Source organism: Mycobacterium sp. IS-1590 (assembly GCF_001500025.1).
Lineage (GTDB): Bacteria > Actinomycetota > Actinomycetes > Mycobacteriales > Mycobacteriaceae > Mycobacterium.
Genome location: NZ_LQIW01000003.1, coordinates 192,024 through 204,020 on the forward strand (window position 1 = coordinate 192,024; position 11,997 = coordinate 204,020).

At 67.9% G+C, this 11,997-nt stretch carries 13 protein-coding genes; 10 read left to right on the forward strand and 3 right to left on the reverse strand.

All coding sequences use genetic code 11. From position 1 onward, the window contains the following. The first annotated feature begins 44 nt into the window (after positions 1-44). From AU197_RS04800 to AU197_RS04825, 6 genes are all read left to right on the forward strand, one after another. Positions 45-1,001, forward strand: coding sequence for an o-succinylbenzoate synthase (locus AU197_RS04800; RefSeq protein WP_064401371.1), 957 nt, complete (start codon positions 45-47; stop codon positions 999-1,001). 41 nt (positions 1,002-1,042) lie between these two features. Next, positions 1,043-2,005 carry an oxygenase MpaB family protein gene (locus AU197_RS04805; RefSeq protein WP_064401372.1) on the forward strand — a complete coding sequence of 321 codons (963 nt, stop codon included), beginning with the start codon at positions 1,043-1,045 and terminating at the stop codon, positions 2,003-2,005. A gap of 9 nt (positions 2,006-2,014) precedes the next feature. Beyond that, positions 2,015-2,602, forward strand: coding sequence for a TetR/AcrR family transcriptional regulator (locus AU197_RS04810; RefSeq protein ID WP_064401373.1), 588 nt, complete (start codon positions 2,015-2,017; stop codon positions 2,600-2,602). Positions 2,603-2,681: 79 nt separating this feature from the next. Beyond that, entirely contained in the window at positions 2,682-3,641 is a 960-nt protein-coding gene (locus AU197_RS04815) for a GlxA family transcriptional regulator (RefSeq protein WP_064401403.1), read from the forward strand. A 15-nt stretch (positions 3,642-3,656) separates the two neighbouring features. Then, positions 3,657-4,382 carry a DJ-1/PfpI family protein gene (locus tag AU197_RS04820; RefSeq protein WP_064401374.1) on the forward strand — a complete coding sequence of 242 codons (726 nt, stop codon included), beginning with the start codon at positions 3,657-3,659 and terminating at the stop codon, positions 4,380-4,382. A gap of 24 nt (positions 4,383-4,406) precedes the next feature. Next, complete coding sequence (locus tag AU197_RS04825) at positions 4,407-4,916, forward strand: nitroreductase/quinone reductase family protein (RefSeq protein WP_064401375.1); 510 nt, start codon at positions 4,407-4,409, stop codon at positions 4,914-4,916. A gap of 12 nt (positions 4,917-4,928) precedes the next feature. On the opposite strand, the gene AU197_RS04830 is transcribed toward AU197_RS04825, so the two are convergent. Then, the gene (locus AU197_RS04830) at positions 4,929-5,450 is read right to left on the reverse strand and encodes a MarR family winged helix-turn-helix transcriptional regulator (protein WP_231744820.1); all 522 of its coding nucleotides are present in this window, start codon (positions 5,448-5,450) and stop codon (positions 4,929-4,931) included. After that, positions 5,447-6,646: an FAD-binding domain gene (locus AU197_RS04835; protein ID WP_064401404.1), complete on the reverse strand. Its 1,200-nt coding sequence runs from the start codon at positions 6,644-6,646 to the stop codon at positions 5,447-5,449. The genes AU197_RS04830 and AU197_RS04835 overlap by 4 nt, the downstream gene beginning before the upstream one ends. 127 nt (positions 6,647-6,773) lie before the next feature. Here AU197_RS04835 and AU197_RS04840 point away from each other — a divergent pair, with 127 nt between their 5' ends. The 3 genes from AU197_RS04840 (at position 6,774) to AU197_RS04850 (ending at position 9,810) form a co-directional block, all read left to right on the forward strand. Then, positions 6,774-7,556 (forward strand): alpha/beta fold hydrolase, encoded by a 783-nt coding sequence (locus tag AU197_RS04840; RefSeq protein WP_064401377.1) that lies wholly within the window; start codon positions 6,774-6,776, stop codon positions 7,554-7,556. Positions 7,557-7,558: 2 nt separating this feature from the next. Continuing rightward, on the forward strand, positions 7,559-9,184 hold the full coding sequence (gene menD / locus AU197_RS04845) for a 2-succinyl-5-enolpyruvyl-6-hydroxy-3-cyclohexene-1-carboxylic-acid synthase (RefSeq protein WP_064401405.1): 1,626 nt from the start codon (positions 7,559-7,561) through the stop codon (positions 9,182-9,184). 83 nt (positions 9,185-9,267) lie between these two features. Further along, positions 9,268-9,810: a DUF3592 domain-containing protein gene (locus AU197_RS04850; RefSeq protein ID WP_064401378.1), complete on the forward strand. Its 543-nt coding sequence runs from the start codon at positions 9,268-9,270 to the stop codon at positions 9,808-9,810. 3 nt (positions 9,811-9,813) lie between these two features. Here the strand turns inward: AU197_RS04850 and AU197_RS04855 are convergent, their stop codons facing one another. Further along, positions 9,814-10,485, reverse strand: coding sequence for a DsbA family protein (locus tag AU197_RS04855; protein WP_064401379.1), 672 nt, complete (start codon positions 10,483-10,485; stop codon positions 9,814-9,816). A gap of 132 nt (positions 10,486-10,617) precedes the next feature. On the opposite strand from AU197_RS04855, the gene AU197_RS04860 reads away from it, so the two are divergent. Then, positions 10,618-11,823: a glycosyltransferase family 4 protein gene (locus AU197_RS04860; protein ID WP_082696502.1), complete on the forward strand. Its 1,206-nt coding sequence runs from the start codon at positions 10,618-10,620 to the stop codon at positions 11,821-11,823. Positions 11,824-11,997 lie beyond the last annotated feature (174 nt).

Below are 11,997 nucleotides of genomic sequence, written 5' to 3' on the forward strand. Positions count from 1 at the left end.
CCCGATCGTTAAACCTCGCGATCGGGAACCGGCAGGATGGGCGCATGCCACAGCTCGACGACGTCCTGGACCGCATGCACGTCGTCGCACTCCCGATGCGGGTGCGCTTTCGCGGCATCACGGTCCGCGAAGTGGCGCTGATCGACGGTCCAGCCGGGTGGGGCGAGTTCGGCGCGTTCCTTGAATACGAGCCGCCGGAAGCGGCGCACTGGCTGGCCTCCGGGCTCGAGGCGGCCTACGAATCACCCCCTCGACTCCACCGCGATCGGATCCCGATCAACGCGACCGTGCCCGCCGTCGACCCCGCCCAGGTGCCCGAGTTGCTGGCGCGCTTCCCCGGAGCGCACACCGCAAAGGTCAAGGTCGCCGAGCCGGGGCAGTCGCTGGCCGACGACGTGGCGCGCGTCGACGCGGTGCGGGCCGTGGTGCCGACGGTGCGGGTCGATGCCAACGGCGGCTGGAGCGTCGACGAAGCCGTCGCCGCGGCGGCAGCGCTGAGCGCCGGCGGACCGCTGGAATACATGGAACAACCGTGCGCGACGGTTGCGGAGCTGGCCGAGCTGCGTCGCCGCGTCGATGTCCCGATCGCCGCCGACGAGAGCATTCGCAAGGCCACCGACCCCCTGCGGGTGGTGCGGGAGAAGGCGGCGGACGTCGCGGTGCTCAAGGTCGCACCGTTGGGTGGCGTGCGGGCGATGCTCGCGATCGCCGCGCAGATCGACATCCCCGTCGTGGTCTCCAGTGCGCTGGATTCGGCGGTCGGCATCGGCCACGGCCTGTTGGCCGCCGCGGCGCTGCCCGACCTGCACCACGCGTGCGGGCTGGGCACCGGCGGGTTGTTCGCCGAGGACGTCACCGAACCGCTGCGTGCCCGGGGTGGGTACCTGCCGGCCGTGCCTGCCGTACCGGATCCGGCCCGTCTTTCGGCGCTGGCCGCACCTCCCGAGCGCCGCCGATGGTGGATCGACCGGGTGCGCGCCTGCCTCCCATTGACACGTTGACACAAATCACTAGTCTCTGTTTCAGAAGCTACGGAGGCGACATGACCGAAACGGCCGAAGCTCCACCCGTCCACGCCGGTGATATCCGCCCAAAGGTCATGCGCGAGTTCCGAAAACACAGCGGGAGCGCACTGGGTGGCTTCTTCGGCGCAGCGGCCTTCGACGAGGTCGCGTTGGTGCCGGTGGCCGCGGCCGTCGACAAGACCGGTCGTTTCGAGGCCAACTTCGCCGATCGAGGGGTGCGAAGTGGGCTCTCGGCGTTCCTCGCGATCTGGGGCGATCCGCACGACCGGGCTGCCGAGGGGGAGCGGCTCAAGCGGATGCATCGCGAGGTGCGCGGCCGCGGCGACGGCACGTTCACCGATGTGCGCTACAGCGCGCTCGACCCGAAGCTGTGGAACTGGATCGCGGTGAGCGGGATGTTCCTCGTGTTGAACTCGTTCACCCCCTGTACGGCGATCACCATGACCGAAGCCGAGAAGGAAGCGGCATATCAGCAGTTGCTCGAGGCGTTCCGGTCATTGGAACTGCCCGGAACCCACGCCAAGCTCCCGGCGAGCTACGACGAGGCCGTGCAGTACTACGACTGGATGGTCGACAACGAGCTGGCCGACAACGCCTTTCTGCGCCGCGTCACCGATCAGCTGACGCGACTGCCGTTGCCCACGTTGATGATTCCATCCGCGATGCGCGTCGCGCTGACTCCGCCGTGGCTGCTGCTGCGGCCTGTCGCCGGACGTGTGGTCAAGATCTGCTCGTTCGGGATCCTGCATCCCGGAATCCGTGAGATGACGGGCTTCCAATGGGAGGATCGCCATCAGCGGGAGTTCGAGGTGTACACCCGCGTCCTGCAACTGGCGTGGCGGGTACTCCCCGACAAAGTGAGGCTGATCCCGTTGGCGCGCAACCGGTTGGAGTACGAGAAGCTCGTGCGGTTCCACCGCTCGGTCACGCTCGACTCGTTCGCGCCGCCTGCGGCGTGCCCGGCCGGTCGGCGGGCATAGCCTAGACCGATGCGCCGTCTCCGCAACACCGACAGTCGCACCGAACAGGAGGCCGCGATCCTCAAGGCGGCCGCCGAGGAGGTCGCGCTCGTCGGCGTCGGAAGGGCCAGCATGGACGTCATCGCGCGCCAAGCCGGCGTCAGCCGCAGCACGCTGTATCGACGCTTCCCGAGCCGCGACGTGCTGATCACCGAACTCGGCAGGCAGACATTCGACTTCGCGATGGCTCGCCTGCAGACCGTCGGCATCGACTCCGGTGCGAAAGAGGCTGCCGTCGCGGCGTTCTGCGAGGGTCTGCGGCTGCTGACCGCCGAACCGGTCATGCGCCGGTTCCTGCGGCTCGACGGCGACCTGTCGGCGATGTCGGGCATGTACGACGAGGCCCAGGAATTCCTCGAGAGCGCTTCCGCGGCCATGGCAAGGGCGCTGAAGGCGGCCGGGGCGACCATGCCCGACGACGATCTGCTGGCGGTCAGCGAGCTGCACATCCGGTTGGCCGCGTCGCTGGCTCAGGTACGCACGCCGGTGCTGGACGTCAACGACGGTGATGCGGTCCGCGCCTACGCGCTGAAACACCTCGCCCCGTTGGTGTGGTGAGCCGCGCGCAACCGTCGCTGTCCTGATCTGTGGGGTGCGTGGCCTAGACGCCATCGAGCTGTTGGCCAACACTGACTTCATGCGATCGGTGGTGATTCTCGGTTTTGCCGGCGTGCAGGCTCTCGACCTGGTCGGCCCCTTCGAGGTGTTCACGGGAGCGTCCCGTTATCTGCGGGGTATGGGTCGTGAGGGGTACGTCGCCAAGGTGGTGACCCTCGGCGGTGAGCCCGCGACCACCGGCACGGGTCTGGCGCTTGCCGCCGAACCACTACCGGACCCCCGCGAACCGATCGACACCCTGGTCCTTCCCGGCGGTGCCGGAGTTCAGGACGCCCGCGAGGACCTCGACCTGATCAACTGGATCCAGACCGTCGCGCAGAACTCGCGTCGGGTCGTCAGCGTGTGCACCGGCGCGTTCCTCGCCGCCCAGGCCGGCTTGCTCGACGGCTGCACCGCCACGACGCACTGGGCCTACACCGACCAGCTTTCTCGTGAATTCCCGACGGTGACAGTCGATCCCGAGCCGATCTTCGTGCGCAGTAACGATCGGACGTGGACCGCCGCCGGTGTCACCGCCGGCATCGACCTCGCACTCTCGCTCGTCGAGGACGACCATGGCACCGATGTCGCGCAGACGGTCGCGCGCTGGCTCGTCATGTACCTGCGCAGACCGGGTGGCCAGACGCAGTTCGCCGCACCGGTGTGGATGCCGCGCGCCAAGAGGGCGCCCATCCGCGAGGTGCAGGAGGCCATCGAGACCGAACCCGGTGGTGTGCACAGCATCACGGAGTTGGCTCGTCGTGCCGCGATGAGCCCGCGCCATTTCACCCGGTTGTTCACCGAGGAGGTGGGGGAGGCGCCCGGCGCCTACGTCGAACGGATCCGCACCGAGGCCGCGCGCCGTCAGCTCGAGGAGACCGACGACACCGTCACCGTCATCGCCGCCCGCTGCGGATTCGGCAGCGCCGAGTCGCTTCGGCGTAATTTCGTTCGCCGACTTGGTATCTCACCCGACCAGTATCGCAAGACCTTCGCCTGAGACAGGAGACGACCCGTGACCCAGATCGCCATCATGGTGTACCCCGGCTACACCGCGCTCGACTTCATCGGACCCTACGAGGTACTGCGCAACCTGCCCGACGCCGAGGTGCGGTTCGTCTGGCATGAGCCGGGGCCGGTCGAGGCCGACTCCGGCGTGCTGCTCGTCGGGGCCACTCATTCGTTCGACGAGACACCCTCGCCCGACATCGTCCTGATCCCCGGTGGCCTGTCGAGCTTCCAGCACGCCCGCGACGAGAAGGTGCTCGACTGGGTCCGCACGGCCCACGAGACATCGACCTGGACGACATCGGTGTGCTCGGGTTCGGTCATCCTCGCCGCCGCGGGCCTACTCGACGGCCGACGCGCGACGTCGCACTGGATGGCGTTGCCGATGCTCAAACCTTTCGGTGTCGACACCGTCTCCGACGAGCGGGTGGTACACGAGGGCAAGATCGTCACGGCCGCAGGAGTGTCGGCCGGAATCGACCTCGGCCTCTGGCTCTACGGGCAGATCGCCGGTGACGCGAAGGCCAAGGCGGTGCAGCTCGTCATCGAATACGACCCGCAGCCGCCCTACGATTCCGGGCACCTGTCGAAGGCATCGGCCGCGACCAAGGCGAGTGCATCGACCCTGCTGAGCCGGGACACCGTCAAACAGGGACAGCTGGCCCCGACGATGGCGCTGCTGTGGACCGCCGCGGTGCAACGGGTCCGCAGAAAGGCGGTCTCGGCGCGATAGCTCCTCGGCGATACCCTCGCATTCGTGGGGATTCCTGAAGTGCGCCCCGATCCGCCGACGCCGTTCGTCCGTGCGGGCGCCCGTTTGATGGGCCTGGCGCCGTCGCGGTGGTTTCTGCGCCGCATCGGCTGGCGGCTGGATCGCGCGGTGATCAACCTGACCAACGGTCGGGTGTCGATGTCGCTGGTGATGCCGGAGGTGCTGTTGACGCACACGGGCGCCAAGACCGGCCGACAGCGCAGCACGCCGCTGACGTACTTCACCGATGCCGGCCGTGTGATCACGATCGCCTCCAACTACGGCGGCGACCGGCACCCGGCGTGGTTCCACAATGTCAAAGCCAATCCGCGGGTCGCGCTGTCTGCGCGCGGCTACCGGGGCACCTTCATCGGCGAGGAGGTCATCGGTGCGGAACGGGACCGCCTGTTCGAGCTGGCCAAACAGTTCGTACCGAACTACGCCGACTACGAGAAGCGCGCCGCGGGCCGCCGCATCCCGGTCGTCGCGTTCACCGAAGCGGCGGATTCGGCGTAGTTCGTCGCTTCCTCATGTGCGATCGGCCTGTGAGCGCTCGGTCAGTTCCCGGTAGGCCGCGGTGAAGGCGCGTGCACCTTGCATCAGCGCCGCGACGTCGCGCTCGGTCATCTGCCGGGTCACCGCGCCGAACGCCTCGAGGCGCAGCTTGATCAGCTCGTCGAGCACCGCGCGTCCCGCGTCGGTCAACTCGAGCAGCGTGGCGCGGCGGTTGGTGGGAGCGACCCGGCGGGTGATGTAACCGGCGTCGGCGAGGCGGTCGCTGAGCCTGCTCGCGGTGGACGGCAAGAGTCCCAGCTCGTCGCCCAGAGCGGTGACCAGGCTGGGCCCCAGCCGATCCAGGGCCTGCAGCGCACGCAGCGGCGCCAGGCCGATCCGCTGCTCCATCTGCTCGAGCGCGGACACGTTCAGCGCGAGCAGCCCGCGGGTGGCGCGCTCGAGTTCCGGCAAGCTGTCCCCGGCGGGCACGTTGGTGGACGGCATCGCTTCCTTCTGCCTCGCAGCGGTATTCGACGTCACGGTATCGGGTGTCATCTTCGCGGTTTGATCTCTGGCGGCTCGTACTCCGGTAGTGCGATGTCGTCGCGCAGGGTCCGGCCCACCACCAGATTGCCGACCGGCGGAATGCCGAATGCGCGAATCGCCAGATCGCGCAACCAGATGCCGAGCTTGGTGCGGGGCGTGAAGAAAGAGATCAACCGCTGGGCCCCGTCCTGCTTGGCTTCGATGAACTCGCGCAGTCGGTTCTCGTACGCCTCGAACGCAGCGCCGATGTCTTCACCCGCCCGGCCCAGCTCACCGGCCAGGACGTAAGCCTCGGCGATGGCCAGCCCGGTGCCCTCGCCCGCCAACAGCGAGACACACGCCGCCGCATCGCCGATGAGCGCCACGCGACCGGTCGACCACCGATCGATGCGGATCTGGCTGACCACGTCGAAATAGATGTCGTCGACGCCGTCAAGGGCATCGAGGATGCGTGTCGACTCCCAGCCGGCGTCGGCGAACTCACTGCGCAGCAACGCTTTACAGGACGCTAGATCAAGGGCTGGGGCGGGCGTTGGCGAGCGGAAGATGAACAGGACAAGGGTGCGGTCGCCGCGCAGCGAGAACCTGCCGATCTGGCGGTCGGGCACGTTGTGCGTCACGTACACCAGGTCGTCGCGCGGTCGATAGCCGTCGAGCACACACGCTGCGACCTGACAGCCGAGATAGCGCTCGTAACGCGCATCCGGACCGAAGGCGAGCGCACGGACGTTGGAGTGCAACCCGTCCGCGCCGATCACCATGTCGAATTGTCGTGACTGGCTGTGCTCGAATTCGACCGTGACACCATCGGATCTGTTGTCGAGCGCGGTGATGCTCTCTGAGTAGACGGTTTCGATGTCGTGCTCGACTGTCCGGTAGATCGCTGCAGCCAGGTCGCCGCGGGGCAGGCTGATGTAGCGGTCGCGCACCGCTCGGCGCAACGGGTCGACGCGCAGCCGGGTCGACGCCCGACCCTCGTCGTCGACGATGTGCAGTTCGCGAACGCGGTAGCCGGCCGCATGGAGGTCGTCCTCGATACCCATCTTCTGGGTGATCGCGTAGCCGACGCCCCAGAAGTCGATCAGATAGCCGCCGGTGCGAAAAGTCGGCGCCTTCTCGATCAGGGTGACCTCGTGGCCCATGCGCACCAGCCAGTGGGCGAATGTGGGTCCTGCGACGCCGGCGCCGCTGATTGCGATCTTCATTTCACGCTTCTTCTCGAAGTCATCGAGGCCGCTGGTTTTGATGCTACGCGCATATCGTGCGAGCTGCACGATCTGCCGGATGGCCCGGGCCGCGCCCTGCGGAGGGCATTTGAGTACCGTCGGTCGGGTGAATTTGGCGTACGACGATCGTGGTAGCGGCCCATCGGTACTGTTCATCGCCGGTCACGGCGGTGCGGGCCGAACCTGGCATCTGCATCAGGTGCCCGAGTTCCAGCGCGCCGGCTACCGCTGCATCACGTTCGACAACCGCGGGGTGGGCGCCACCGAGAACGCCACCGGCTTCACCACCGAGACGATGGTGGCCGACACGGCGGCGCTGATCGAGAAGCTCGACGCGGCGCCAGTGCGCATCGTCTCGGTGTCGATGGGCTCCTACATCGCCCAGGAGCTGATGGTGGCACGGCCCGACCTGGTCGACCGGGCGGTGTTGATGGCCACCCGTGGCCGTGAGGATCGCACCCGCGAGTTCTTCCGCGACGCCGAGCGCGAGCTCGCCGCCTCCAACATGGTGCTGCCCACCAAGTACGACGCGAAACTACGCCTGCTGGAGAGCTTCTCGCCCAAAACGCTCAACGACGACACCAAGGTCCGCGACTGGATCGACATGTTCGTCATGTGGCCCACCAAGCCCACACCCGGCGGCCGCGCGCAGATCGAGGTTCGGCCGCAGGGCAACCGGCTGCCCGCTTACCGAAGTATTACGGCGCCCACACTGGTCATCGGATTCGCCGACGACCTGGTGCTGCCCCCGCACCTGAGCCGCGAGGTCGCCGACGCGATCCCGAACGGCCGTTACCTGGAGATTCCCGACGCCGGCCACCTCGGCTTCCTGGAGCATCCCGAGGCGATCAACAAAGCGGCGCTCGATTTCTTCGCCGATAAGCTGTAGTGGTGAACCCCTCGACCGCGCAGGCGCGCGTGGTCGTCGACGAACTCATTCGCGGCGGCGTGCGGGACGTTGTGCTGTGCCCCGGATCGCGTAACGCCCCGCTCGCTTTTGCGCTGCAGGACGCCGATCGTGGGGGCCGACTCCGACTGCACGTCCGCATCGACGAGCGCACCGCGGGTTTCCTGGCCATCGGGCTGGCGATCGCCGAGCGCGCCCCGGTCTGCATCGCGATGACGTCGGGGACGGCGGTGGCCAATCTCGGCCCGGCCGTGGTCGAGGCGAACTACGCGCGGGTTCCGCTGGTCGTGCTGAGCGCGAACCGCCCCTACGAACTGCTGGGCACCGGCGCCAACCAGACCTTCGAGCAATTGGGATATTTCGGCACGCAGGTCCGCGCCTCGATCAGCCTGGGCCTGGCAGAGGAATCCCCGGAGCACCTCGACGTGCTCAACGCGCAATGGCGCTCCGCGGTGTGCCGGATTCTCGTGGCGGCCAAGGGTTCTCGGTCTGCCAATGCAGGCCCCGTGCAGTTCGACATTCCGCTGCGGGAGCCGCTCGTGCCCGATGCGGACGAGGCGGCGACCTACGTGCCGCAGGGCAGGCCTGGCGGCAAGCCGTGGACGTACACCCCACCGGTGTCCTTCGACCAGCCGCTCGACATCGACCTGACGCCGGACACCGTGGTGATCGCCGGGCACGGCGCGGGCGAGCATCCGAACCTGGCCGCGCTGCCGACCGTCGCCGAACCGACCGCACCGCCCGCCGACAACCCGTTGCATCCCTTCGCGCTGCGCTTGGTACGGCCCAAGCAGGTCATCATGCTCGGCCGCCCGACGCTGCACCGGCCGGTCTCGGCGCTGCTGGCCGACCCGTCGGTGCCGGTGTACGCGCTGACCACCGGTCCCCGCTGGCCCGACGTGTCGGGTAACTCGCAGGCCACCGGCACCCGCGCCGTCACCACGGGCACCCCCGACCCGGCCTGGCTCGCCAGATGCGCCGAGGTGCACCGGCACGCGATGGAGGCGGTCCACTCGCAGCTGCGGGCGCATCCGCTCAAGACCGGTTTGCACGTGGCCGCCGCGGTGGCCGACGCGGTCCGGCCCGGCGACCAGTTGGTGCTCGGCGCGTCGAATCCGGTGCGTGACGCGGCGCTGGTCGGCCTGAACACCCACGGGGTCAAGGTGCGATCGAACCGCGGAGTCGCGGGTATCGACGGCACGGTGTCGACGGCCATCGGGGCTGCGCTCGCCCACGACGGCCGGACGATCGCGCTGCTCGGTGATCTGACGTTCGTGCACGACAGCTCGGGGTTGTTGATCGGGCCGACGGAGCCGACGCCGCGCAACCTGACCATCGTCGTCTCCAACGACAACGGCGGCGGCATCTTCGAATTGCTCGAACAGGGCGACCCTCGGTTCTCCGACGTGTCGTCGCGCATCTTCGGCACGCCGCACGACGTCGACGTGGGCGCGCTGTGCCGGGCCTACCACGTCGAGAGCCGACAACTCGAGGCCGACGACCTGGCCGAGGCGCTCGGCGAACCCCACGACGGGATGCGGGTGCTGGAGGTGAAGGCCGACCGGTCGTCGTTGCGGGCGCTGCACGCTTCGATCAAGGCTGCCCTGTGAGCGGAGCGAACGATTCAGCTCCTGTGAGCGGAGCGAACGATTCAGCGCCTGTGAGGACTTCCACTGGGTTGAGGCGATCAACCATGGACCGCTTGCGGAAGCCCATCCGATGGGTGCGCCGGTTTCTGCCGCGGCTGACCGCCGACCCGGACGAGTCACACCGCCAACGGGTGTTCCGCCGAATCCGCGTCGGCATCGTGATCGCGGCATGCCTGGTGACCCTGCAGTCGGTGCTGATGGTGTTGGGCGCGTGGCGCAATGACCGCCAGATCGAGCGGCACATGGGCGTCGCCGCCGCCGAGGTGCTCGACGCCGGGCCGCGCCGGTCGACGATCGAGTTCGTCACCCCCGACCGCGTCACCTACCGCCCGGAAATCGGCGTGCTCTATCCGTCGGAACTCGAGACGGGGATGAACATCTACGTCGAATACGACACGAACAACCCCGATCTCGTTCGCGTGCAACACCGCAACGCGGCGTTGGCGATCATTCCGGCGAGTTCGATCGCGGTCGTCGGCTGGCTGATCGCCACTGCCGCACTGGCCGGCGTCACGCTGATCGAGCGCAGAACCTCACCGCGTCCAACGCCCGATCGGAACTCCGCCGAGCTGTCGAGCGCGATCTGACAGTCAGGACTGGATCAGCTTGTCGAGCCAGTCGTTGTCGTAGATGTCGACCTTCTCGCCGGTGACCAGGTCGTAGACGGTCGGTGTGCCGGTGGCCTCGGGATCGACGTCGTACAGGAAACCGAAGTTGCTCTCGTCCATCTCGACGATGTTCACCGCGGACCCACCACTGGCGATCCGCTTGACGGCTTTGTCGGGCATGCCCGCCGCGCTGGCCATGTCGGCCATCTCGTCGTCGCTCGGGCCCGGTCCGCCCGGATCCTGGTTGGCCCACAGCTCTTCGACGAACCGCTGAAACTGGGTGCCGGTCGCGCCGCCTCCGGTGGCGAGGAACAGCGCGTTGCTCACCCGCGCCGAGTGCCCCTTGGGCGTCTCGTCGAGGAAGATCAGCGGCCGGTAGGTGACGTTGAGTTGTCCGACGCCGATGTAGTAGGCGAGTTGATCTCCGAAATCGGCTTGTAGGTCCGCGCAATGGGTGCATTGCGGCTCAGTGAAGATCTCGATTTTGACCGATGCGTCGTCGAATCCGGCCACCACTCCGAAACCGTCTTCGCTGACCTTCAAAGGGGCCTGGGCGGGATCGCGCTTCGCGGTGCCGGCGACGTGGTTGGTGCAGCCGACGGCGGCGAACAGCACGGTGAGCGCCAACACCGCCAGTGCCCGCGAGAACCGCATGTCGACCGCCCTTTCTCTGGTGCGCACGATACTCGACGCGAACGCGTCGCAGCACCCGTTGGCGCACCGGGCTTCGCGTGCCGTATTCCTGGCCGCAACCTTCCCGACAGGCTGCGCTGAGACGATTCGGTCGTGCGCGTGGCAATCGTCGCAGAATCGTTCCTCCCGAATGTCAATGGCGTCACCAACTCGGTTCTGCGGGTGATCGAGCATCTCCGCCGCACCGGGCACGAAGCCCTCGTCATCGCTCCCGACACGCCGCGCGGCGAGCCGCCCGCCGAACGCGTGCACGACGGCGTTCGCGTCCATCGTGTGCCCTCGCGGATGTTCCCGAAGATCACCTCGCTGCCGCTGGGCGTACCGCGGCCCCGGATCGTCGGTGTGCTACGGGGATTCAACCCCGACATCGTGCATCTGGCCTCACCGGCGTTGCTCGGCTACGGCGGTCTGCACGCGGCGCGCCACCTCGGTGTTCCGACCGTGGCCGTCTTCCAGACCGACGTCGCCGGTTTCGCCGAAAGCTACGGAGTCGGCTTCGCTTCCCACGCCGCGTGGGCGTGGACAAGGCATCTGCACAGCCGGGCCGACCGGACCCTCGCTCCGTCCACCGCCGCGATGGAAGACCTGACGGCACACGACATTCCGCGTGTGCACAAGTGGGGTAGGGGTGTCGACATCACCGGGTTCGTGCCGTCGGCACGCGATGACAACCTGCGGCGCCGGTGGTCGCCAGACGGTAAGCCGATCATCGGGTTCGTCGGTCGCCTCGCGCCGGAGAAGCACGTCGAACGTCTGGCGGCACTCGCGAACCGAGACGACATGCGGGTGGTCATCGTCGGCGACGGCGTCGACCGCGTCAAGCTTCAAAGTCTCCTTCCCTCAGCGGTATTCACCGGCGCGCTGTACGGCCATGACTTGGCCGCCGCGTACGCCAGCATGGATGTGTTCGTGCATCCGGGCGAGCATGAGACCTTCTGCCAGGCCGTACAGGAGGCGATGGCGTCGGGCCTGCCGGTCATCGCGCCGGACGCCGGCGGCCCGCGCGACCTCATCGCCCCCTACCGCACCGGACTGTTGCTGGCAGTCGACGAATTCGAGGCCCGCTTGCCCGAGTCCGTCGCGCACCTGATCGCCGAGCGCCAACGGTATTCGATCGCTGCGCGCCGCAGCGTGCTGAGGCGCACCTGGCCGGCGGTCTGCGACGAACTATTGGGCCACTACCAAGACGTCATCGCCGAATCCCGCCCTCCCCATCCCCGCGACGGTGCGCGTCTGCACACGACACGCCGCGGAAATTCGACGCTTCGCGCACGGTCGCGCCGCAGCGAGAGTGCGTAACCGCCGACCTCGGGCCTGAGCAATCGTGCGACTGACGCGTGAACCGTTTTTGTCGGTGGTCGAATGTATGTTCGAAGCATGTCGGGAGACGACCTCGAGGCCGCGGTGACCGCGTTGCGTGCCGCCTTCGAGGAGGCGGCCGCCTGTGATGTCGACTTGCTGACGCGCCAGAAT